We start from the raw sequence: 22,219 nt of genomic DNA, 5'->3' as shown, positions 1-22,219 counted from the left end.
AACCCCATGTCCAGCGTACTTTCCACCGGTACCGGTGCCCTGCTCGCCTTCCAGCGTGCGTTGGCGACCACCAGCCACAACGTCGCCAACATCAACACCCCTGGCTACAGCCGGCAGAAGGTCGACTTCGCCACGTCTGATCCGCAGAACTACGGCTTTGGGGACGTTGGCAGCGGCACCCGCATCACCGATATCCGCCGTGCTGCCGACCAGCTGGCCATCTCGCGCCTGCTCGACAGCAGCGGCGAGCTGGCACGCCTGAAGCAGCTTTCGGGCATGGCCGACCGGGTGAATGCCCTGTTCTCGGACCCGGCCACGAATGTCGCCGGCTCCTGGTCCAACTTCTTCGACGCCGTCAGTGGCCTTTCGTCCAACGCGGCCGGCACGGCCGACCGGCAGAGCCTGCTCGATGGCGGCAAGGCCCTGGCGAGCCGCTTCGTGCAGCTCAACACGCAGATGAACAACCTGAGCAGCGAGGTCAACAACGGGCTCATTGCCGGCGCCACGGAAGTCAATCGCCTGGCGCAGGAGATTGCGCAGATCAACGGCGCCATTGGCAGCAACGTGGCCAACGCGGCGCCGGACCTGCTCGACCGTCGCGACCAGCTGATCTCGCAGCTGATCGGTTACACCGGTGGCACTGCCGTCGTCCAGGATGGCGGCGTGATGAACGTCTATACCGCAGGCGGCAATGCGCTGGTGGTGGGCACGACCGCGTCCAAGGTCACTACGGTGACCGATCCATACCAGCCCGAACGCCTGCAACTGGCGCTGGAAACCCAGGGCAACACGATCACGCTCGACCCCAAGGCAGTGGGCGGAAAGATCGGCGGCATGCTCGAGTTCCGCGATACCGTGCTGACACCGGCCCAGGCCGAACTGGGCAAGCTCGCCGTCGGCCTCGCCGAGAGCTTCAACCAGGCGCACCACCAGGGCGTGGACCTGTACGGCAAGATGGGCGGCGACTTCTTCACCATCGGCAACCCACGCGTCACGCCCAACGCGAGCAATACCGGTACCGGCAGCCTCACTGCGACCTATGGTGACCTGTCCAAGCTGGAGGCACAGAACATCGTCCTCAAGTTCGACGGCACCCAGTGGCAGGCCACCCGCGCCGACACTGGCGCCACCGTTGCGTTGACCGGTACCGGCACGACCGCCGATCCGCTGGTGATCAATGGCGTCAAGCTGGTGGTCGGCGGCACCCCGGCCACCAACGACCGTTTCCTCCTGCAGCCGACCGCGGGCGTCGCCGGAAGCCTGGGAACCGCCATCACCGATCCCTCCCGCATCGCCGCAGCGGCAGCGGTCAAGGGTACGGCTGCACTGGCCAACACCGGCACCGGGAAGCTGACCGGAGTCACCGTCAGCGATGTATCCAATCCGAACCTGCGCGATCCTGCCGCAATCGTGTTCACGTCGGCGACCACCTACACCATCAACGGTGGGCCGCCGCAGACCTACACACCGGGCCAGACCATCAGCGCCAATGGCTGGAGCTTCGTGCTGGACGGTGCACCGAAGGTCGGCGACACCTTCAATATCAGCCCTACTCCGGCAGGCTCGTCGGACAACAGCAACGCGGCAAAGCTGGCCAAGGTCGAGGACGCCAAGGCGTTCAACGGCGGCACCGTCACCCTCAACGGTGCGCTGGGGGGGTTGACCACGCAGGTCGGCGCGGCGGCACGTTCGGCTGAGTACTCGCTGGACGCGCAGCAGGTCATCACAGACAAGGCGCAGGCAGCCCGCGACGAGATCTCCGGCGTCAACCTGGATGAGGAAGCAGCCGACATGCTGCGGTTGCAGCAGGCCTATCAGGCCGCCTCACAGCTGATCTCCACCGCCGACAACATGTTCCAGACCATCCTGGGAGCCGTCCGTCGATGAGCAGCCGAATTTCCACCGGGATGATGTTCAACCAGTCCGTGTCGCTGATGCTCGCCAAGCAGTCGAAAATCAGCCACCTCGAGCAGCAGATCGCGACTGGCAGCAAGATCACCTCCGCCAAGGACGACCCGGTCGCTGCAGGTACGGCCGTTGGCCTGGACCGTGTCGTGGCCGGGCTCGAGCAGCTCGGCAAGAACGCCAACAGCGTGCAGAACCGCCTGGGCCTGCAGGAAAACGCCTTGGCCCAGGTCAATGAGCTCATGTCGCGCGCCGTGGAGTTGAGTATCCAGGCCAACAGTCCGGTGCCCAAGGCCAGTGACCTCAAGGCTATCGTCAGCGAGCTGAAGACCATCCAGGAAAGCCTGCTGTCGCTGGCCAATTCCAGGGATGGCAGCGGACGCTACCTGTTCGGTGGCAGCAACGACGCTGACGCCCCGTTCCAGCGAAGCGGCGGCACCGTGACCTACAGCGGTGACCAGAACCAGCGGCAGGTGGAGGTGGCACCGGGCCAACTGGTCTCCGACGCCCTGCCCGGCAGCGAGATCTTCATGCGCATCCCCACCGGCGATGGCCGTGTGGATGCCAGCGCGGCCGCCGGCAACACCGGCAGTGGCCTGTTGACCTCAGTCAGCCGTGACGGCAGCGGCAGCTGGGCCGGCGGCACGCTCAATGTCCGCTTCACCGGCACTGCCGAAGGTGCCTATGAGGTGGTTGATGGCACCGGCACGGTGGTCGGCAGCGGAACCCACAAACCCGGCGAGGACATTGTCGTTGGCGGCGTGCGCATGCGCATCGAGGGCAAGCCAGCCGCCGGTGATCAGTTCAACGTCAGCGACGCGGGTAGCCGCGACATCTTCTCCACCCTGGACAAACTGGTCGCCGCACTGGAAACCGACCCGTCCACCGAAAGCCAGCGCACGGCGCTGCAGAACACGCTGCAGTCCAGCATCCGCGACCTCAACAGGGCCTCGGAAACGATGATCGACGCCCGCGCCAAGGGCGGCGCCCAGCTGGCCGCCATCGATATCGCGGCCAGCGCCCGCGAAGCCACTGCCGTCACCGTCAAGAGCACGCTCTCGACGATGCGCGACCTCGATTACGCCGATGCCATCGGCCAATACAAGCTGGAGACCGCCGCCCTTCAAGCCGCCCAGACGATCTTCAGCCAGATGCAGGCGATGTCCCTGTTCAACAAGATCCGCTAGTCCCTTTCCCCGTTCCATCCGTCTTCCAGCACGGCGCGTCCCGCGCCTTCCACACCGAAACAACCGAGCAACCACGGAGAAGCACCATGGCACAGATCATCAACACCAACACCATGTCGCTGAACGCTCAGCGCAACCTGTCCACCAGCAGCAGCTCGCTGGCCACCTCGATCCAGCGCCTGTCCTCGGGCATGCGCATCAACAGTGCCAAGGACGACGCCGCCGGTCTGGCGATCTCCGAGCGTTTCACCACCCAGATCCGTGGCATCAACCAGGCCGCACGCAACGCCAACGACGGCATCTCGCTGGCGCAGACCGCTGAAGGCGCACTGGGCGAAGTCGGCAACAATCTGCAGCGCATCCGCGAACTGGCCGTTCAGGCCCGCAGTGCAACCAACTCGGCCTCGGACCGCCAGGCGCTGAACGCCGAAGTGCAGCTGCTGAAGCAGGAAATCCAGCGCGTTGCGGAGCAGACCAACTTCAACGGCACCAGCCTGCTGGACGGCAGCTTCACCAACCAGGCCTTCCAGATCGGCGCCGACCAGGGCCAGACCATCAACATCTCGCAGATCACCAATGCGAATGTGCACATGCTGGGCAGCTGGACTACGGCTTCCCGCGCTGCCTCGCTGGTGGGCGCCACGCCTACCGGCGCAACCGCTGCGGCTGCCACGCCGGCCACTGTGGGCATCGGCACCATTACGGCCGGTACAGGTGGCACCTCCACCAGCACCCTGGCGACCACCTTCACCGCCAACAACGGCAAGTCGGTCAGCATCAACATCACCGGCACGGTCGACAATGCAAGCGTCACCACGGCCCTACAGGGAACGTTCGGCGCGGACGGCAAGAATGAAGTCGACGGCTTCACCCTGGACCTCGGCGGCAGCGCTACCGTCGCCGCGGCGGTTACGGCAGGCAGCCTGAAGGTTGTTCGTACCGACGGTTCCAACATCAATGTAACGGAGACGGCTACGGGTTACACCACGCCGGCCAGCCTGGGCTTCGACGCAGCGAGTACGGATGGCAAGGTGGCCGTCGCAAAGTATGACGCGATCACTGCCGACCAGTTCACCATCAACGGCCAGAGCATCGAAGTTGGCGCGGCCAAGGACGCAAGCGAGCGTGCCACCACGCTGGTCAATGCAATCAACGCGCAGACCCACAAGACCGGCGTCACTGCCTCCCTGATTGACGGCAAGCTGCAGCTGACCTCGCCGGACAAGGACTTCATCGTTGGCGGCACCCTTGCCGGTGGCTTGGCAGCAGCAACGGGTCTGACTACCGGCACCACCGACGCTGCTTCGGCAACGCCGATCGCCGGTGCGACCTCGTTCAAGCCCGGCGAGCCCGCGACCGGCTTCGCCGAACTGGATATCTCCAACCAGGCCAACGCCGACAACGCCATCCTCGCCATGGATGCGGCACTGCAGTCCGTCAATTCCGCCCGTGCCGACCTCGGTGCAATCCAGAACCGCTTCACCTCGACCATCGCCAATCTGAACACCAATTCGGAGAACCTGTCCGCCGCACGCAGCCGCATCCGCGACGTTGACTACGCCCAGGAAACCGCCGAACTGACCCGTGGCCAGATCCTGCAGCAGGCTGGCACGGCCATGCTGGCCCAGGCCAACCAGGTACCGCAGAACGTACTGCGCCTGCTGCAGTCGTAACACCTGCACCACTCGAGCTGGAGCCGGGCCCCGCCATGCAGATGGCGGGGCCTTTTCGTTTGACCAGAAAAAAAGGATCGAAACTCAGCTAAAGGCCGGAGGGGTAGTGCCGTTATTGATTTCAGCAGCGGTAGCACACCCCTTGGGGGGAAGCCAGCCACTGCCCCCCGAAACCGGTCAGGCTGCTCTGCCGGACACACTGCCTACAAGGAAACCGCACCATGGCACAAGTCATCAACACCAACACCATGTCGCTGAACGCCCAGCGCAACCTGGGCACCAGCGGCGCCAACCTGGCCACCACCATTCAGCGCCTGTCCTCGGGCATGCGCATCAACAGCGCCAAGGACGATGCCGCCGGCCTGGCGATCTCCGAGCGCTTCACCACCCAGATCCGCGGCGCCAACCAGGCCGCCCGCAACGCCAACGACGGTATCTCGCTGGCCCAGACCGCTGAAGGCGCCCTGGGTGAGATCGGCAACAACCTGCAGCGCGTCCGTGAACTGGCCGTGCAGTCGCGCAGCGCCACCAATTCCGATTCCGACCGTCAGGCCCTGAACGCTGAAGTCCAGCTGCTGAAGCAGGAAATCCAGCGCGTCGCCGAGCAGACCAACTTCAACGGCACCAACCTGCTGGACGGTACCTTCACCAACCAGGCCTTCCAGATCGGCGCCAACCAGGGCCAGACGATCAACATCTCGCAGGTCGCCAACGCCAATATCAGCAAGCTGGGCAGCTGGACCACCGCTACCACCAGCGCTTCGGTCGCTGGCGCGATCCCGGCTTCGGCAGCCACCGATGGCACCGCCAGCAGCACCCCGCTCGCCCTGACGGCCTTTGCTGACGGTACCGACAACACCGGCTCCGGCGGTACTTATGATATCGCCGCTTCCACTTTCACCATCGCCGGCCAGACCCTGAATGTTGGCGCCCAGACCGGCGCTGACGGCGATGCCGCAAAGACCAATCTGCGTACCGCCCTGGCTGCGCAGATCAATGGCAATGCCGAGCTGAAGGCTGCTGGCATCTCCATGAATGCCGCCACCGGCGCGATTGCGAATCTCGGTGAAGAAGCTACCCTCGCCTCCACGGCTCTGACCACGAGCGTCACCGTCGCTGAGGCAACCGCCCCGGCCTCGCCGGCCTTCGCTGCAATCGAAGCAGGCGGTCTGCAGATCAACGGCGTCGACATCACTGTGGGTTCGGCGAAGACCTCAGCGGACCGTTCCACCGCTCTGGCCAATGCCATCAACGCCAAGACCCACGAGACCGGCGTGACCGCTTCCCTGATCGAAGGCAAGCTGCAGCTGACTTCGAAGGACAAGGACTTCACCATCAAGTCGGATCTGTCCGCGGATGCACTGCTGAAGGCCACTGGCCTGGCGGCAGTCGACACGTCCAGCAGCACCGCAGCCGGCGTGGTCAAGTTCGACAAGGGCACTGCCACTGAAGGCTTTGCCGCTCTGGACATCTCCTCGGTCAACGGTGCCGACAACGCCATCCTGGCGATGGACGCAGCCCTGAACTCGATCAACTCCGCCCGCGCCGACCTGGGTGCGATCCAGAACCGCTTCACCTCGGTGGTTGCGAACCTGAACACCTCGTCGGAAAACATGTCGGCTGCCCGCAGCCGCATCCGCGACGTGGACTACGCTTCGGAAACCGCCGAGCTGACCCGCAACCAGATCCTGCAGCAGGCCGGTACCGCCATGCTTGCCCAGGCCAACCAGTCCAGCCAGAACGTGCTGAGCCTGCTGCGCTGATCCAGCGGTAGTACAAGGCAACAACGGGAAGGGGGCGCAAGCCCCCTTCTTCGTGCCCGGTGGCGGATTGGCATGGGCCTTGCAGAAGGCTGGAGAGCGTTTCCACGCTCAAGCTCGCCCCTCCCAGGCCGATAGCAGGTGCAGGACACCCGCCCGGCCCGTCCAAGAAAAAGGATTCCCCTCATGGCCATCGGCACGATTGGTTCCGGCCTCGACATTCCCAGCCTGGTTGCACAGCTGACCGCCAAGGAACGCGAGCCCCGGGAAAAGCAGATCAACTCGGCGGGTGTTGCCGCCAGCGCCAAGCTTTCGGCGCTTGGCACCATCAAAAGCGGAATGACAGGTCTGCAGAGCGCGCTGAAGACCCTGGTCAAGGGTGTGGCCACCCCCGGCCTGAAAGTCAGCACGCCAACCGAGTCGAACTTCACTGCGACCCTGGACACCAGCACGACCGCCGGCAAGGCCGCTGCGGGCAGCCACCAGGTGGAAGTCAAATCCCTGGCACAGAACCAGAAGCTCAGCTCCAAGGCGTATACAAAGGACGCCGTGGTTGGCGACGGAACGCTGACGATCGCATACGGCGACAAGTCCATCAGCGTGAACATCGAACCCGGCGCGACGATGGAGAAGATCGCAGCCGAGATCAATTCCGCCGCCGAGAGCAAGGGCGTCACCGCGGCCGTGGTGACCGCCGACGATGGCATGCACCTGGTATTGACCGCCGTTGATTCCGGCAGCAAGGGCGCGTTGAAGGTCAGCGCCAGTGGCGGCAATGGCGGACTCTCCGAGCTGGCCTATGACGGCACATCCGCATCGAAGATGACCGAGATGGTGCCCGCCAAGGATGCAGTGGTGGTGGTGGATGGTTTCACCCGCACCAGCAGCTCCAACACGATCACCGACCTGGTACCCGGTATCAGCCTCACCCTGACCAAGGCGAAGGAAGGCGAGACGCAGACGCTGACCGTCACTCCGGACAACAGCACGCTGAAGACCAATCTCACGGCCTTCATCACCGCCTACAACGGCATCCAGACCACGTTGAAGAATTCCAGCGCTTACAACGCTGAGACGCGCACGGCCTCGACCATGACCGGCGACGCCATGGTCCGTGGCCTGCAGCAGCAGCTGCGCGCCCAGCTGAGTGCCAACGTCAACGACCTCAAGGATCTGGGCATCACCATTGCCGCCGACGGCAGCATGAGCCTTGATGGCGCCAAGCTCGACACCGCGCTGGCGAAGAACCCGGAGGCCGCCACCAAGCTGTTCGGTGCAGAGGGCGCGCTGGGCAAGCCGATGACCGAACTGCTCAAGAGCAGCCTGGACGCGACCACCGGCACGATCACCCAGCGTACGGCGACCTTGAACAAGCAGATCAAGGCACTGGAAAAGCAGCTGGACGAGCTGGACAAGAACATGGAAAAGGTGGCCGACCGCTACACCAAGCAGTTCACCGCGATGGAAAAGATGGTCACGCAGATGCAATCGGCCGGCGGCTCGCTCATCCAGCAGCTCGGCAACTGATTTCCAGGCATTTTTCCGGCGCAGTCGGTACTCAAGTAGAGCCCCGGCTGCGCCGATAACCCGTTAGACCCGTGCCGAACCCCTCAACCCACGCGGATGGGCAGGCATTCCAGGAGACTTCCCCTATGTACGGTTCCAATCGGCAGTTCGCCGAGCAGTACCGAAAAGTCGGCGTGACCACCTCGGTCGTCGATGCCGATCCACACAAGTTGGTAGCGCTGCTGCTGGCCGGTGCCTGCGAGCGCATCCGCACCGCTGAAGCCTCTTTGCAGCAGAATGACCAGGCGCGCAAGGGCAAGGCCATCGGCGAAGCCTGCGCCATCGTCGGCCACCTCAACGGCTCGCTCGATCACGAAGCCGGCGGCGAGATTGCCGGCAATCTGTCGGCACTGTACGACTTCGTCATCATGCGCCTGACCGAGGGCAACCTGCACAACGATCCAACCGCACTGAAGGAAGCCCTGGGCTTGATGGTGGAGATCGATTCGGCCTGGAACGCGATTCCGGCAGACCAGCGCCAGGTCACCAAAGCGGTGGCGCCATGAACCTTCAAACTATGCACGACGCCCTTGATACGCTGGAAACCAGCCTCCAAGGCGAGGACCACGACACCAGCGAACGCCTGATGGCCGAACACCTGGAAGCCGTGGCTGCCCTGTCGTTGGTTGTCGAGCGCCCCAGTGATGCCGCCATCCTCGCGTTGCGTGACCACCAGCAACGCGTACTGGCGCGCATGATCTCCCTCCGCGATGAAGCCGCAGCTCACCTGAAGCACACCGGCCGCTCCCTTCGCGCGGCGCATGCCTACCTGCAGGCAGAATCACTCGCATGACCCAACTGCCGACCACGTCGCTGCACCACCCCGCCGAAAGCGAGCTGTTCGACGAAACGCTCAGCTGCGAGCTGGCCTTGCCGGCCGAGTTCCAGGCAGGCAGCGCCGCCGGTCGCACCAGCAGTGCCGAAGGTCTGCTGCGCAGCCTGGCCCTGGTCGAGGACAGCCGCGTTGACGAGCACGACGACCGCAATGAGTCCAGCCTGCAGTTGCAGCGGCTGGAAGCCAAGGTGGATCTGGCGATGGTGCTGCTCGGCCGCCTGGTACGCCAGCAGGGCCAGGAACTGACGCTGCGCCCCGTGCGCTGGTCACGCCGCGGCATCCGCCTGCAGCTGGCGCCGCGCAGCGGCGCCAGCCCTGGTCAGGCCGGCCTGGTGCGTCTGCAGCCCAGCGACTGGCTGCCTGACCATATCGACCTGCCCGTGGAAGTGATCGCCGAAGCGGCGGACGGTGGCGGTGGTCATTACCTGTGGCTGCGTTTCCAGCGTCTTGGCGATGGCCTGGAGATGGCAATGGAGCGGCATCTGTTCCGCCTGCATCGCCGCCAGGTGGCCGAAGCACGCCGCGCCCGCTGAAACCTGCCACCATGACGCCGGATGGACAACCCTTGGCGCGCCCGTTCAGCTAAGTTAAGGTGGACTCCCCTCACGGACCTCCAACGTGCCTGTGCGAGTTCTCATCGTCGACGATCACACCCTGGTCCGCGCCGGCCTGGCGCGGCTGCTGCAGGGGTTTGCCGACGTGCAGCTCGTCGCCGAGGCCAGCAATGCCGAGCAGGCACTGCAGCTGGCCCTGCAGCACGCCCCGGACGTGATTCTGATGGACCTGTCACTGCCCGGCCGCACCGGCCTGGAAGCCCTCAGCGACATCCGCCTGCGCGCCCCCGGCACGCGGGTGGTGATGATGACCATGCACGACGACGCCGCCCACGTGCGCGATGCACTCGATCGCGGTGCGGTCGGGTTCCTGGTCAAGGATGCCGCACCGCAGGAGCTTGAACTGGCGCTGCGTGCCGCGCACGCCGGCCAGGTGTTCCTGAGCCCGCAGATCTCCGCCAAGATGCTGGCACCGATGCTCGGTCGCGAGAAACCCACCGGCATCGCCGCACTGTCGCCGCGCCAGCGCGAGATCCTGCGCCGCATCGGCAAGGGTGAGAGCAACAAGGAAATCGCCGCCGACCTCGGCATCAGCGTCAAGACGGTGGAAACCCACCGCGCACGCATGATGGAGTCGCTGGGCTGTCGCCGCGCCAACGATCTGCTGCTGCTGGCCGCGCGCCACCAGCACGAGCTGGAGTGATCCTCTGCGAAGGAGGCCAGATCCGCACTGACGACGAATTCCCGTCACCCCGACACGCCCTGACAGGAATCCGTACACGGCGCAGCCCGATCAATCCGGGACCCACACCGGAAATCAGCAACTTAGCGGCGATCATCGTCAACATTCCGCGACAATGTAGGGAATACCCCTACACCCTGTCAGGACATTCACGAAGCCCCTCAGGAACCCCCTGATTCCGCCCCCGCCGGATCAAAAGCAAGATGCGTTCCACAAGGCGCCGGGGAGCGGTGCCGGGGAACCACGATGAAGGCTGCACTCTCGGCCCAGCTGGGCCAACAACTTCACCTCACCCCGCAGTTGCTGCAGTCGATCCGGCTGCTGCAGCTTGATGGACTGCACCTGGAACAGGAAATCCAGCGCCTGCTGGACTCCAACCCGCTGCTGGAGATCGAAGAGGCTGAAGCACCCACCGCCGAAGCCACCGAGGCCGGCGCCACCACGCTGGAAACCGCTGCGTTCGACGAACTGCCGGAGTCTTCCATGTGGGACGTGGCCGGCGCCAGCTGGCAGGACGGCGACGACGACCGCATGGCGCGCATCGCCGCCGGCGAATCGAGCGACCCGCAGCTGCGCGTGCTGCAGCGCCTGTCGCTGGACATGGATGACCGCGAGCTGGCCGTGGCCGCCTTCTGGCTGGACCATTGCGATGAGGCAGGCTACCTGCAGGCACCGCTGGACCAGCTGCAGCTGCTGGCCAGCGCCCAGTTCGACATCGCCGCCGACGGCGTGGAAGCCATCCGTCAGCAGCTGCTGCATGGCGAGCCGGCCGGCATGGCCGCTCAGGACCTGCGCGAAGGCCTGCAGGCACAGCTGCGCAGTCTGCACGGCGTAGTCCCCGCCCGCCACCTGGCGGCACGCATTCTCGATGGCGCGCTCGACGCGCTGGCCGCGCACGACTACCCCGCCCTCGCCCGCCTGCACGACGCCGAGATCGACGACGTGCGCGAAGCCGTGCGCCTGATCCTCTCGCTGCAGCCGCGCCCGGGTGACAGCCTGCTGCCCGAACGCAATGCCGTGGTGGTGCCGGACGTGGTCGCCTGGCACGCCGACGACCAGTGGAAGGTGGCGCTGAATCCGGCGACCAGCCGCCGCGTCTCGATCAACAGCCAGTACGAACAGGCCCTGGCCGAGACCAGCGAGGCCGCACCGGCGCTGCGCGAAATGCTGCAGGAAGCGCGCTGGTTCAGCCGCGGCCTGTCGATGCGCTACGACACCCTGCTGCGCACCGCGCGGGTGATCGTCGAGCGCCAGGCCGCGTTCCTGGTGCGTGGCGAGGAGGCCATGGCGCCGCTGACCCTGAAGGAAGTGGCCGAGGAAATCGGCATGCACGAGTCCACCGTCTCGCGCATCACCACCGGCAAGTTCCTGCAGACCCCGCGCGGCACCTTCGAACTGAAGCACTTCTTCGCCGTGCGCCTGGAAGGCGCCAGCGTCTCCGGCCAGGCCGTGAAGGCCATGGTCCGCCGCCTGATCGACGCCGAACCGGCCGGCCGGCCGCTGGCCGACGAGGCCATCGCCGGCCTGCTGTCGCGCCAGGGGGTGAACATTGCCCGCCGAACCGTCGCAAAATACCGAGAACAACTGGACATCGCCCCGGCCCGTGAACGGCGCCGGCTGGGCGCCAGGCAACCGCAGCTGGCCCGGGTGGGCTGAAAAGGATGTTGGACATGAACAAGCTCACGGTCCTGCTGGTCGATGACCACGAGGGCTTCATCAACGCGGCGATGCGCCATTTCCGCAAGATCGACTGGCTGCAGATCGTCGGCAGCGCCGGCAACGGCCTGGAAGCGATCGAACGCTCGGAAACGCTGCGCCCGCAGGTGGTGCTGATGGACCTGGCCATGCCGGAAATGGGCGGCCTGCAGGCCACCCGCCTGATCAAGTCGCAGGACGATGCACCGTACATCGTGATCGCCAGCCACTTCGACGACGCCGAGCACCGCGAACACGCGCTGCGCGCTGGCGCCGACAATTTTGTCAGCAAGCTGTCCTACATCCAGGAAGTCATGCCGATCCTGGAAGGCCTCAGGGAGGATCGATCGTGAGCGAATCGCGCATCCTGGTGCTGGACAACGACGCCGTGCGCGCAGAGCGCACCGTTGCCCTGCTGGAATTCATGGATTTCAACCCGCGCTGGGTTTCCGACGCGGCCGACTTCGACCTGGGCCGTCAGCGCCAGAACGACTGGATGGCCGTGATCGTCGGCAGCCTGGACGACACCGCTGCCAGCACCGCGCTGTACAACTGGCTGGGCGGCAGCAGCCTGCCGCCGCCGGTACTGCTGGCCGACGGTGATGCCGCAGCCTTTGCCCATCAGCACGGCCTGCACGAAGCCAACATCTGGCCGCTGGAAACGCCGCTGCGCCATGCGCAGATGGAAGCCCTGCTGCGCCGCGCCAGCCTCAAGCGCCTGGATGCCGAGCACCAGGCCGGCGCCGCGCAGGACCAGGGCCCGACCGGCAACGGCCCGGCGGTGACCGAACTGCGCACCATGATCGAACAGGTGGCCGCATTCGACACCACCGTGCTGGTGCTGGGCGAATCCGGTACCGGCAAGGAAGTGGTGTCGCGCGCGATCCACCAGCGCTCGCCGCGCCGCGACGGCCCGTTCGTGGCGATCAACTGCGGTGCCATTCCGGCCGACCTGCTGGAAAGCGAACTGTTCGGCCACGAAAAGGGTGCCTTCACCGGCGCACTGACCGCGCGCAAGGGCCGTTTCGAAATGGCCGAAGGCGGTACCCTGCTGCTCGACGAAATCGGCGACATGAGCCTGCCGATGCAGGTGAAGCTGCTGCGCGTGCTGCAGGAACGCAGTTTCGAGCGTGTCGGTGGCAACCAGACCATCCGCTGCAACGTACGCGTTGTGGCCGCGACCCACCGCGACCTGGAAACCCGTATTGCCGAAGGCAAGTTCCGCGAGGACCTGTTCTACCGCCTCAACGTGTTCCCGATCGACGTGCCCGCCCTGCGCGAGCGTCGCGAAGACCTGCCGGCGCTGGTGGAAACCATCGCCGCACAGCTGGCGCGCACCGGCCGTGGCGAAGTGCGCTTCACACCGGAAGCGCTGCAGGCACTGGCCGGCTACGAGTGGCCCGGCAACGTGCGCGAACTGACCAACCTGGTCGAGCGCCTGGCGGTGCTGCACCCGGGCGGCTCGGTGCGCGTGCAGGACCTGCCGGCCCGCTACCGTGGCGACGCTGCACTGGCAGCGGTGGCCGCACCGGCACCGGTACAGCCGACGGCCAGCGAAGAACGCCTGGACCTGCGCAGCTTCTCGTTCCACACCCCAGGCGGCGGCAGCCAACCGGCGCTGGAGCACGGCATTGCCGTCAATCGCGCCGCAGCACCGGCGGCGCTGCCCGATGAAGGCATGGACCTGCGCAACCACATGGCCAACATCGAACTGGGCCTGATCAACGAAGCACTGGAACGCACCCAGGGCGTCGTCGCCCACGCCGCCCAGCTGCTCGGCCTGCGCCGCACCACCCTGGTGGAAAAGCTGCGCAAGTACGGCATCGAACGTGAGCAGGCTGAACTGGCCGGCTGAAGCTCGCAACCAGCATGAAGGGGGCACGAACGCCTGGGCTAGCCCAGGCGTTGGTGTTTCCAGTACCAGGGGTCAGATCCCTTTCCTGCGGGAAGAGATCTGACCCCATTGCATTTGCACGTTTTCCTAAAGACATCACCGCCGCAGTGCGGAGCATGGCAAGGACATCCCAAGGAGCTCCGACCATGCATCGCCTCACCCTGCTCGCCGCCTTGCTCTGCCCGCCCCTGGCCAGCGCCGCCGACTGCACCCTGCCCACCACACTGGACCAGTGCCAGTTCACCAACCTCAGCGACCCGCTGTACGCACCGGACAACCCCAATGCCGGACGCATGGTGCAGGTCAGCTTTACCGGCAGCCAGTACGTGCTGGACATCCTCGGCACCGACCTCCGCATCGGCGGCAGCTACCGCTACCAGCGCCTGGCCCCGCATATCGCGGAAATCCAGATGACCGAAGCCCACCCGGCCGGCCCTACCCACTACACCCTGCTGCTGACCTGCCAGACCGACCACCAGGGCCGTTTCACCTACACCCAGCACGACGGCCCCATCGCACCCCGCCAGCGCCAGAATTCCGGCCGCTGGACCCTGCAGCCATAGGCCAGAAAACCGACGCCGGTTAAATGGCGCCTCGCCGACACCTCGTCCACACATGACCATGGGGTCAGAGCCCGTTGCGCAGCAACGGGATCCGAGGTCGACACCCACCAAGAGCAGCCCATGCAATTCCGACAGATCGCGGGAAACTGTCGAAGGCGGGGTGGGTCCGGTTGCGGGGGCGTGAGCCGCATGGATGCGGCGACCGAGCTTACATGGACGTACTTGCAGCGCCCCCCGTAACCGGACCCACCCCGCCAACCATCAGTAGCCCCGCTTTTGCTGTTGCTTCGGCCGTTGCCGCTGAGGTTGCCGGCCAGCGGCCGGCACTACCGCGGGCAGCGGGGTGCAACCCCGCACGCACATCCAACCTCCTCACTTCACTGAATCGAAAACCGGTTTCGGCACGGCACTTGCACCTGCTCCAGCAGACAACCCCATCCCCTGTTTCTGGAACCGTTGCAGATGTCCCACTCCGTCACGTCGATCCTTTCGCAGATCCGCTCCTATCAGACCCAGATGGGACAGCCGGCGCTCAACCCGCTGGGCGAAACGCCGCGCAGCAACGCCCTGCCGGGCACGGTGCTGGATGCACCGCAGGCCCAGCCGGCCAGCTTCACCGAAACCCTGCGTGGTGCGATTGCCGGCGTCAACGACGCGCAACAGAAATCCGGCGCCCTGGCAAAAGCCTTCGAAATGGGCGACCCCAGCGCCGACCTCGCCAAGGTCATGGTCGCCTCGCAGCAGTCCCAGATCGCCTTCCGCGCCACCGTGGAAGTCCGCAACCGTCTCGTCCAGGCCTACCAGGACGTGATGAACATGCCGCTGTAAGGATAGAACCGCATGGCCCTGTCGCTCTCCAAGGAATCCCTGAACGCCGAAAAGGCGGGCCAGTGGTTCGATCGGCTGCAAAGCCTGCAGATCACCCGTCGGCTCGGACTGATGGCGATGATCGCCGTGGCCGTAGCGGCCGGGCTGTTCGTGTTCTTCTGGTCGCAGAAGCCCGGCATGGTCCCGCTGTATACCGGCCTGGACCAGAAGGCCACCGCTGAAGCGACCGACCTGCTGCGCGCCGCGCAGATCCCGTTCGCGCTCGACCCGGCCACCGGTGGCATCACCGTGCCGGAAAAGAACCTGCACGACGCCCGCCTGAAGCTGGCCGGCTCCGGCCTGACCGACAGCGGCAAGCTCGGCTTCGAGCTGATGGAACGCGACCCGGGCTTCGGCGTCAGCCAGTTCGTGGAAAGCGCCGCTACCAGCATGCGTTGGAAACCGAGCTGTCGCGCACCATCAACACGCTGCGCCCGGTGCGCGATTCGCGCGTGCACCTGGCCATTCCCAAGCCCAGCGCCTTCACCCGGCAGCGTGACGTGGCCAGCGCCTCGGTCACCCTGGAACTGCGTGGCGGCCAGCAGCTGGAACGCAGCCAGGTCGACGCCATCGTGCACATGGTCGCGGCCAGCATTCCGGACCTCGCTCCGGAACGGGTGACGGTGGTCGACCAGAGCGGGCGCATGCTCAGCATCACCGACCCGAACAGCGAAGCGGCAGTCAATGCGGCCCAGTTCGAGCAGGTCCGCCGCCAGGAAACCTCGTTCAACCAGCGCATCCGCGAGCTGCTGGAGCCGATGACCGGTCCTGGCCGCGTCAATCCGGAAGTGAGCGTGGACATGGACTTCTCGGTAACCGAGGAAGCCCGCGAGCTCTACAACGGTGAACCGCAGAAGCTGCGCAGCGAGCAGATGAGCGAGAACACCACCAGCACCCCGGGCCCGCAGGGCGTGCCGGGCGCGACCAGCAACAGCCCGCCGGGCCAGCAGGCCGCACCGGCCACTGCGCAGGCCCCGACCGAAAGCAGCAAGAACGCGACCCGCAACTACGAGCTGGACCGCACCCTGCAGCACACCCGTCAGCCGGCCGGCCGCATCAAGCGCGTCTCGGTGGCGGTGCTGGTGGACAACGTCCCGCGCGCCGGTGCCAACGGCAAGATGAGCCCGCAGCCGCTGTCGGCCGCCGAACTGACCCGCGTCGAGGCGCTGGTCAAGCAAGCCGTCGGCTTCAACGCCGAGCGTGGCGACACCGTGTCGGTGATGAACGCCCCGTTCGTGCGTGACACCACGCCGGTCGAAGGCCCGGCATGGTGGGAGCTGCCGTGGGTGCACGACGCCGGTCGCATGCTGCTGGGTGCCGTAGTGGTGCTGGCATTGCTGTTCGGTGTGCTGCGCCCTGCACTGCGCGCGATCACCGGCCAGAACAAGAAGAACGACGAACAGGCACTGGAGCCGCATACCGCGGACGTGCAGCTGGTCGATGACGATGGCATGCCACTGCCGGCGCTGGGCGCCGACCGGGCCAGCCTGGGCGGGCCGGATGCATTGGCCCTGCCGGTGGATTCATATGAGGAACGACTGCGGATGGCGCGTGAAGCCGTGAAGACCGACTCCAAGCGCGTGGCCCAGGTGGTCAAGGGCTGGGTGGCCAATGACTGAGGCCGCACTGACTGGCGTGCAGCGCGCCGCCGTACTGCTGCTTTCGCTGGGTGAGCTGGATGCGGCCGAAGTGCTGCGTCACATGGAACCCAAGGAAGTGCAGAAAATCGGCATCGCCATGGCCACCATGACCGACATCACCCGCGAACAGGTGGAACGGGTGATGGACCAGTTCGGCCAGGAGCTGGGCTCGAAGACCTCGCTGGGCGTGGGCTCGGACGATTACATCCGCAACATGCTGGTGCAGGCACTGGGCAGCGAGAAGGCGGGCAACCTGATCGACCGCATCCTGCTCGGCCGCAACACCACCGGCCTGGACGCGCTGAAGTGGATGGACCCGCGTGCTGTGGCCGACCTGGTGCGCAACGAGCACCCGCAGATCATCGCCATCGTGATGGCGCACCTGGAAACCGACCAGGCCGCCGACGCGCTGAAGCTGCTGCCCGACCGTACCCGCGTGGACGTGCTGCTGCGCATCGCCACCCTCGACGGCATTCCGCCGAACGCACTCAATGAACTCAACGAGATCATGGAGCGCCAGTTCGCCGGCAACCAGAACCTGAAGTCGTCCAACATCGGCGGCGTGCAGTGCGCGGCCAACATCCTGAACTTCATGGACAGCGGCCAGGACCAGGCGATCCTGGGCGAGATCGCCCGCATCGATGCGCCGTTGAGCAACCGCATCCAGGACCTGATGTTCGTGTTCGACGACCTGGTCGACCTCGACGACCGCGAGATGCAGCTGGTGCTGCGCGAAGTGAGCGGCGAGCGCCTGGGCCTGGCCCTGCGCGGTGCCGACATCAAGGTGCGCGACAAGATCACCCGCAACATGTCGCAGCGCGCGGCCGAAATCCTGCTGGAAGACATGGAAGCCCGCGGCCCGGTGCGTCTGTCCGACGTGGAAGGCGCACAGCGCGAGATCCTGGCCATCGTCAAGCGCATGGCCGATGAAGGCACCGTCACCATCGGTGGCAGCGCGGAGGCCATGCTGTGAGCAACGTCGTGCGCTGGCTTGCCCCGGACCTGCTGGCCCAGCCCGAACCGGTGCTGGATCAGGCGGATGCGTTCGAACTCACCGAGCCGGACCCGGAACACGAGCCGGAGCCGCCGCTGCAGCTGCCGACCCTGGAGGAAATCCAGGCCATCCAGGACAGCGCAGAGAAGGAAGGCTTCCAGCACGGCCATGCCGAAGGTTACGGCCAGGGCCAGGCGGAGGTGCGTCGCCTCGCCGCGCAGATCGAAGGCATCCTCGACAACTTCAGCCGACCGCTGGTGCGGCTGGAGAACGAAGTGGTCGGCGCACTGGGCGAGCTGGCGGTACGCATCGCCGGTGCGCTGGTCGGCCGCGCCTATGAAGCCGACCCGGCACTGCTGGCACAGCTGGTCGGTGAGGCCATCGACGCGGTGGGTGGCAGCACCCGCGAGGTCGAAGTGCGCCTGCACCCGGACGACATCGCCGCCCTCGCCCCGCTGTTGAGCCTGCCGCCACAACAGCGCCTGGTGCCAGACACCAGCCTCAGCCGCGGCGATCTTCGCGTGCACGCCGAAGCCGTGCGCATCGACGGCACCCTGGAAGCCCGCCTGCGCGGCGCGCTGGACGCGGTGATCCGCCAGACCGGAGCCAGTGCATGAACCCCGATCAGCAGCCGACGCCGCCACCGGCCGACTGGGCCATTGCCCGCAACCTGCGCCTGGCCCGTCGCCTCGATGGCCTGCGTGTGGATACCGCCCATGGCCGCGGCCTGATCCGCGAGGGCGTGCTGCGCCGCGCGGTCGGGCTCACCCTGGAAGCGGTCGGCTGCGAGGCGCCGCTCGGCGCCAGCTGCAAGGTGGAAGTGGTTGATGGTGGCTGGGTCGATGCCGAAGTGGTGGGCTTCGCCGGCGAGCGCACCTACCTGATGCCCAGCGCCGAACTGCACGGCCTTCTGCCCAATGCCCGGGTGGTGCCGTCCGCGCGCCGTGGCGGCGTGGAAGTGGGCGAAGGCCTGCTCGGCCGCGTCATCGACAGCGACGGCGTGCCGCTGGATGGCAAGGGCCCGATCCGCGCCGAGGGCCATGTCGGCATGGCCGGCGTGTCGATCAATCCGCTGGCGCGTGAACCGATCACCCAGCCGCTGGACGTGGGCGTGCGCGCGATCAACGCGCTGCTGCCGATCGGCCGCGGCCAGCGTGTCGGCCTGTTCGCCGGTTCCGGCGTCGGCAAGTCAACGCTGCTGGGCATGATGACCCGCTATACCGCCGCCGACGTGATCGTGGTCGGCCTGATCGGTGAACGTGGCCGCGAAGTACGCGACTTCGTCGAGACCACGCTGGGCGAAGAAGGCCTGCGCCGCGCCGTGGTGGTCGCCAGCCCCGCCGACCGTCCGCCGCTGGCGCGCCTGCACGGCGCCTACCGTGCCACCGCCATCGCCGAGTGGTTCCGCGACCAGGGCCTGAACGTGCTGCTGCTGATGGATTCGCTGACCCGCTTCGCCCAGGCGCAGCGCGAGATCGGCCTGTCGGTGGGCGAACCGCCCACCACCCGCGGCTACCCGCCGTCGGTGTTCGCCAAGCTGCCGGCGCTGGTCGAGCGTGCCGGCAATGGTGCCAAGGGCCGTGGCTCGATCACTGCGTTCTACACGGTGCTGACCGAAGGCGACGATCCGCAGGATCCAATCGCCGATGCAGCGCGCGATCCTCGACGGCCACATCCTGCTGTCGCGGCGCGTGGCCGACAGTGGCCTGTACCCGGCCATCGACGTTGAATCGTCGGTCAGCCGCGTGGTCACGGAAATCGCCGACGAGCCGTGGCGCCTGCGCATCCGCAAGCTGAAGCGGCTGGTCTCGGCCTATTCGGCCAACCGCGACCTGATCGCCATCGGTGCCTACCAGCGCGGCAACGACGCGGCCACCGACGAAGCCCTGGAACGCTGGCCGGAAATCATGGAGTTCCTCGGCCAGGACGTCGCCAAGGCCGCAGATCTCCCGCACAGCCAGGCGGCACTGCAGCGCCTGGTGGAACAAGAGAGTTAAGCCATGAACCAGTCCAAGCGCATCGATCCCCTGCTCAAGCGGGCCCAGGAACACGAGGACGCAGTCGCCCGCGATCTGGCCGAACGCCAGCGCGTGCTCGATACCCATCTATCGCGACTGGACGAACTGCGCCGCTATGCCGAGGAATATGCGAACGCGCAGATGGCAGCGACCAGCCCGGCGCAGCTGCTGAACCGGCGCGCCTTCCTCGACCGTCTCGACAGTGCGGTGGAGCAGCAGCAGGCCACGGTCAACGGCAACCGCGAAAAAGTGGAAGCCGAGCGCGCCCGCCTGATCCTGGCCAGCCGTGACAAAGCTGTGCTGGAACAGCTGGCCGCCAGCTACCGCGCACAGGAAAAGGTGGTGACGGACCGCCGCGACCAGCGCGAGATGGACGACATTGGCGCGCGTCGCGCCCGCCTGGTACAGGCCGAAGATCAGGACGGCGCCGAGCAGGGAGGCCGCTCGTGATGCCCGCGCCATTGGCCAGCAGCGCCAACGCGCAGCCACAGCATTCCGGCAGCAGCGCCCCCCGCGCACCACGCGGTGATGGCAACAAGGGGTTCAGCCAACTGCTGCAGGGTGGCTCGCCGGCTGCCGATGCACCCTCGAAACCCTCGAACTCGCCCATGCCGTCCACGCAGGGACCGGCATCGGACAGTACTGGCCAGGCCGGCGCCGAGCGCAGGCCGGACAGCGCTGCCGCCCCCGAAGAGACCGCCGCCACGGTGCCCACATCACCGGCCAAGCCGGTTGCCGAAAAGGACACCCCGGCCGCGACCGAGGAAGCCCCGTGGCCGCCACTCGGCCTGGCTGGGCTGGTGCTGGCGGTACCGGCGCCTGCCGATCCTGCCGCCGCTCTGCCAGCAATGGCTGCAACGGCTACCGACGCAGACGGCAACGCACTACCCGCCCCCGCCGCACTACCGGCCGCCGCAGCCCTGCCATCCACAGCGGCGGCTGCCACATCGTCCACCACCAGCAGCGGCACCGACCAGACAGCCACATTGCCGTTGCCTGAACTGGTGCTGCCCGGCAAGCGCAACGAGCGTGGCGAAGGCAGCGACGCACCCCTCATCGGCGACCGTGCCGCAGCGCCGCTGCTGCATGCGCCGGGCAACGCGGCTGTGCAGGATCTGAAAGCCGCACTCGCTACCGGCAACGCCATCTTCAATGGCGAGCCGACTCCGAAGCCGGTGCTCGGTGACGATGGTTTCGACCAGGCCGTCGGCGCGCCTTGGCTGGCTGGCCGACCAGAAGATCGGCCACGCCCACATCCGGTTGAGTCCGGACGACATGGGCCCGGTCGACGTGCGCCTGCAGTTGAACGGCGACAAGGTGCATGCCAGCTTCAGCAGCCCACACGTGGATGTGCGCCAGGCACTGGAAAGCAGCCTGCCGCGCCTGCGCGAACTCCTCGGCGAGCAGGGCTTCCAGCTGGCTCATGCTGATGTTGGTCATCAGGCGCCCGGTGGTGACGGCAATGCGTCAGGCCAGGCCAGTGGCGGCGGCATCGCGGGTGACGGAGAACCGTCGCCGGGCGAGGCCAGCGTGTCGTCCGCGCAGTTGATCCGCCAGCGCGGGTTGCTGGACGCATACGCCTGACAAGCGTGCCAACCAAGGTTGGCACCCACCAGAGCGGGACGGTTGGCACCCACCAGGGCACCGGGGCAATAGAGCAGCAGCTCCAAGTATCGCGTTGGTGGGTGCGGAGCGTGCTCCGCACGGCCCCACCGGCACCCCGACGGAATTCCGTCGCACCCCTCTGCCCCGGCTCCGGCACACCCCTTGCATATCCCGGTGAAGCAACCCTCAGGAGCTTCACCCCGTGGCCGCAGCCGCTGACAAAACCAAGAAGACCGCCGAGAAGGACAAGGCCGCCAAGCCGCGCAGTCCGATCCTAATCACCGCACTGGTGGCCGTGCTCGCCGCCGCTGCCGCCGGTGGCGGCGTCTGGTTCTTCACCCAGTCCAAGCACGAAGAGAAGACCGCGCAGGCCCCGAAGAAGGCCAGTACTCCGGCACCGGCGCAGTACTTCGCGCTGGACCCGGCCTTCGTGGTCAATCTCAACGGCCCGGTCGACGGCCCGCGCTACCTGCAGCTGGAAGTGCAGCTGATGACCCGCGATCCCGCCGCACTGGAAGCGATCAAGACGCATGCGCCAGCCATTCGCGCACGCCTGCTGATGCTGTTCTCGCAGGTCAGCCCCGACCAGATCGCCGACATCGCCGGAAAGCAGAAGCTGCAGGCCGCTTCGCTGGCCGAAGTGCAGAAAGTGCTCAAGGCCGAGACCGGCAGCAACGGCGCCGACGATCTGCTGTTCACCAGCTTCGTGACCCAGTAAGGG

18 protein-coding genes and 4 pseudogenes are annotated in these 22,219 nt (G+C 66.5%); all 22 read left to right on the top strand.

Annotated features, from left to right (window positions below; genetic code table 11):
* The first annotated feature begins 6 nt into the window (after positions 1 to 6).
* The 22 genes and pseudogenes from flgK (at position 7) to ACZK2V_RS10330 (ending at position 22,216) form a co-directional block, all read left to right on the top strand.
* Positions 7 to 1,887, top strand: coding sequence for a flagellar hook-associated protein FlgK (flgK, locus tag ACZK2V_RS10435; RefSeq protein ID WP_486323241.1), 1,881 nt, complete (start codon positions 7 to 9; stop codon positions 1,885 to 1,887).
* Positions 1,884 to 3,092 carry a flagellar hook-associated protein FlgL gene (gene flgL / locus ACZK2V_RS10430; RefSeq protein WP_486323240.1) on the top strand — a complete coding sequence of 403 codons (1,209 nt, stop codon included), beginning with the start codon at positions 1,884 to 1,886 and terminating at the stop codon, positions 3,090 to 3,092. Before flgK ends, flgL begins: the two co-directional genes overlap by 4 nt.
* An 86-nt stretch (positions 3,093 to 3,178) precedes the next feature.
* Positions 3,179 to 3,874: pseudogene (locus ACZK2V_RS10425) on the top strand (flagellin N-terminal helical domain-containing protein); the annotation flags it as partial.
* A gap of 249 nt (positions 3,875 to 4,123) precedes the next feature.
* Positions 4,124 to 4,765, top strand: coding sequence for a flagellin (locus ACZK2V_RS10420; protein ID WP_428993308.1), 642 nt, complete (start codon positions 4,124 to 4,126; stop codon positions 4,763 to 4,765).
* A 221-nt stretch (positions 4,766 to 4,986) separates the two neighbouring features.
* A complete protein-coding gene (locus ACZK2V_RS10415) occupies positions 4,987 to 6,528 on the top strand; it encodes a flagellin N-terminal helical domain-containing protein (RefSeq protein ID WP_125429333.1) in 1,542 nt (513 codons plus the stop codon).
* A gap of 183 nt (positions 6,529 to 6,711) precedes the next feature.
* On the top strand, positions 6,712 to 8,052 hold the full coding sequence (gene fliD / locus ACZK2V_RS10410) for a flagellar filament capping protein FliD (protein ID WP_049421909.1): 1,341 nt from the start codon (positions 6,712 to 6,714) through the stop codon (positions 8,050 to 8,052).
* Positions 8,053 to 8,177: 125 nt separating this feature from the next.
* On the top strand, positions 8,178 to 8,597 hold the full coding sequence (gene fliS / locus ACZK2V_RS10405; protein ID WP_049398118.1) for a flagellar export chaperone FliS: 420 nt from the start codon (positions 8,178 to 8,180) through the stop codon (positions 8,595 to 8,597).
* On the top strand, positions 8,594 to 8,884 hold the full coding sequence (locus ACZK2V_RS10400; protein WP_125429337.1) for a hypothetical protein: 291 nt from the start codon (positions 8,594 to 8,596) through the stop codon (positions 8,882 to 8,884). The genes fliS and ACZK2V_RS10400 overlap by 4 nt, the downstream gene beginning before the upstream one ends.
* Entirely contained in the window at positions 8,881 to 9,459 is a 579-nt protein-coding gene (locus ACZK2V_RS10395) for a PilZ domain-containing protein (protein WP_486323239.1), read from the top strand. The genes ACZK2V_RS10400 and ACZK2V_RS10395 overlap by 4 nt, the downstream gene beginning before the upstream one ends.
* A 91-nt stretch (positions 9,460 to 9,550) precedes the next feature.
* Positions 9,551 to 10,183: a response regulator gene (locus ACZK2V_RS10390; protein WP_032970105.1), complete on the top strand. Its 633-nt coding sequence runs from the start codon at positions 9,551 to 9,553 to the stop codon at positions 10,181 to 10,183.
* Positions 10,184 to 10,468: 285 nt separating this feature from the next.
* Positions 10,469 to 11,878, top strand: coding sequence for an RNA polymerase factor sigma-54 (rpoN, locus tag ACZK2V_RS10385; protein WP_049398121.1), 1,410 nt, complete (start codon positions 10,469 to 10,471; stop codon positions 11,876 to 11,878).
* 14 nt (positions 11,879 to 11,892) lie between these two features.
* Positions 11,893 to 12,270 carry a response regulator gene (locus tag ACZK2V_RS10380; RefSeq protein ID WP_010485922.1) on the top strand — a complete coding sequence of 126 codons (378 nt, stop codon included), beginning with the start codon at positions 11,893 to 11,895 and terminating at the stop codon, positions 12,268 to 12,270.
* A complete protein-coding gene (locus ACZK2V_RS10375) occupies positions 12,267 to 13,772 on the top strand; it encodes a sigma-54 dependent transcriptional regulator (protein WP_132810057.1) in 1,506 nt (501 codons plus the stop codon). Before ACZK2V_RS10380 ends, ACZK2V_RS10375 begins: the two co-directional genes overlap by 4 nt.
* A 185-nt stretch (positions 13,773 to 13,957) precedes the next feature.
* Positions 13,958 to 14,374 (top strand): hypothetical protein, encoded by a 417-nt coding sequence (locus tag ACZK2V_RS10370; RefSeq protein WP_486323238.1) that lies wholly within the window; start codon positions 13,958 to 13,960, stop codon positions 14,372 to 14,374.
* Positions 14,375 to 14,836: 462 nt separating this feature from the next.
* A complete protein-coding gene (fliE, locus tag ACZK2V_RS10365; RefSeq protein WP_005409552.1) occupies positions 14,837 to 15,202 on the top strand; it encodes a flagellar hook-basal body complex protein FliE in 366 nt (121 codons plus the stop codon).
* A gap of 12 nt (positions 15,203 to 15,214) precedes the next feature.
* A pseudogene (gene fliF, locus ACZK2V_RS10360) lies at positions 15,215 to 16,860 on the top strand (flagellar basal-body MS-ring/collar protein FliF).
* A 7-nt stretch (positions 16,861 to 16,867) separates the two neighbouring features.
* Entirely contained in the window at positions 16,868 to 17,854 is a 987-nt protein-coding gene (gene fliG, locus ACZK2V_RS10355; protein WP_024958226.1) for a flagellar motor switch protein FliG, read from the top strand.
* Positions 17,851 to 18,492 (top strand): FliH/SctL family protein, encoded by a 642-nt coding sequence (locus ACZK2V_RS10350; protein ID WP_486323237.1) that lies wholly within the window; start codon positions 17,851 to 17,853, stop codon positions 18,490 to 18,492. Before fliG ends, ACZK2V_RS10350 begins: the two co-directional genes overlap by 4 nt.
* Positions 18,489 to 19,872 (top strand): annotated as a pseudogene (locus tag ACZK2V_RS10345) (FliI/YscN family ATPase). Before ACZK2V_RS10350 ends, ACZK2V_RS10345 begins: the two are co-directional and overlap by 4 nt.
* A gap of 3 nt (positions 19,873 to 19,875) precedes the next feature.
* The gene (gene fliJ, locus ACZK2V_RS10340) at positions 19,876 to 20,343 is read left to right on the top strand and encodes a flagellar export protein FliJ (RefSeq protein WP_005416437.1); all 468 of its coding nucleotides are present in this window, start codon (positions 19,876 to 19,878) and stop codon (positions 20,341 to 20,343) included.
* Positions 20,343 to 21,477, top strand: a pseudogene (locus ACZK2V_RS10335) (flagellar hook-length control protein FliK). Before fliJ ends, ACZK2V_RS10335 begins: the two are co-directional and overlap by 1 nt.
* A 223-nt stretch (positions 21,478 to 21,700) precedes the next feature.
* Entirely contained in the window at positions 21,701 to 22,216 is a 516-nt protein-coding gene (locus ACZK2V_RS10330) for a flagellar basal body-associated FliL family protein (protein WP_049421892.1), read from the top strand.
* Positions 22,217 to 22,219 lie beyond the last annotated feature (3 nt).

Source organism: Stenotrophomonas sp. 93052_Sma, from assembly GCF_056481145.1.
The sequence above is the reverse complement of the archived record's forward strand: the minus strand, read 5'-3'. Positions and strand labels throughout refer to the sequence as shown.

Bases quoted from the DNA above. Each gene is read 5' to 3' on its own strand.
- flgK (WP_486323241.1), top strand. From the start codon at position 7: ATGTCCAGCGTACTTTCCACCGGTACCGGTGCCCTGCTCGCCTTCCAG.
- flgL (WP_486323240.1), top strand. From the start codon at position 1,884: ATGAGCAGCCGAATTTCCACCGGGATGATGTTCAACCAGTCCGTGTCG.
- ACZK2V_RS10415 (WP_125429333.1), top strand. From the start codon at position 4,987: ATGGCACAAGTCATCAACACCAACACCATGTCGCTGAACGCCCAGCGC.
- fliD (WP_049421909.1), top strand. From the start codon at position 6,712: ATGGCCATCGGCACGATTGGTTCCGGCCTCGACATTCCCAGCCTGGTT.
- fliS (WP_049398118.1), top strand. From the start codon at position 8,178: ATGTACGGTTCCAATCGGCAGTTCGCCGAGCAGTACCGAAAAGTCGGC.
- ACZK2V_RS10400 (WP_125429337.1), top strand. From the start codon at position 8,594: ATGAACCTTCAAACTATGCACGACGCCCTTGATACGCTGGAAACCAGC.
- ACZK2V_RS10395 (WP_486323239.1), top strand. From the start codon at position 8,881: ATGACCCAACTGCCGACCACGTCGCTGCACCACCCCGCCGAAAGCGAG.
- rpoN (WP_049398121.1), top strand. From the start codon at position 10,469: ATGAAGGCTGCACTCTCGGCCCAGCTGGGCCAACAACTTCACCTCACC.
- ACZK2V_RS10380 (WP_010485922.1), top strand. From the start codon at position 11,893: ATGAACAAGCTCACGGTCCTGCTGGTCGATGACCACGAGGGCTTCATC.
- ACZK2V_RS10370 (WP_486323238.1), top strand. From the start codon at position 13,958: ATGCATCGCCTCACCCTGCTCGCCGCCTTGCTCTGCCCGCCCCTGGCC.
- fliE (WP_005409552.1), top strand. From the start codon at position 14,837: ATGTCCCACTCCGTCACGTCGATCCTTTCGCAGATCCGCTCCTATCAG.
- fliJ (WP_005416437.1), top strand. From the start codon at position 19,876: ATGAACCAGTCCAAGCGCATCGATCCCCTGCTCAAGCGGGCCCAGGAA.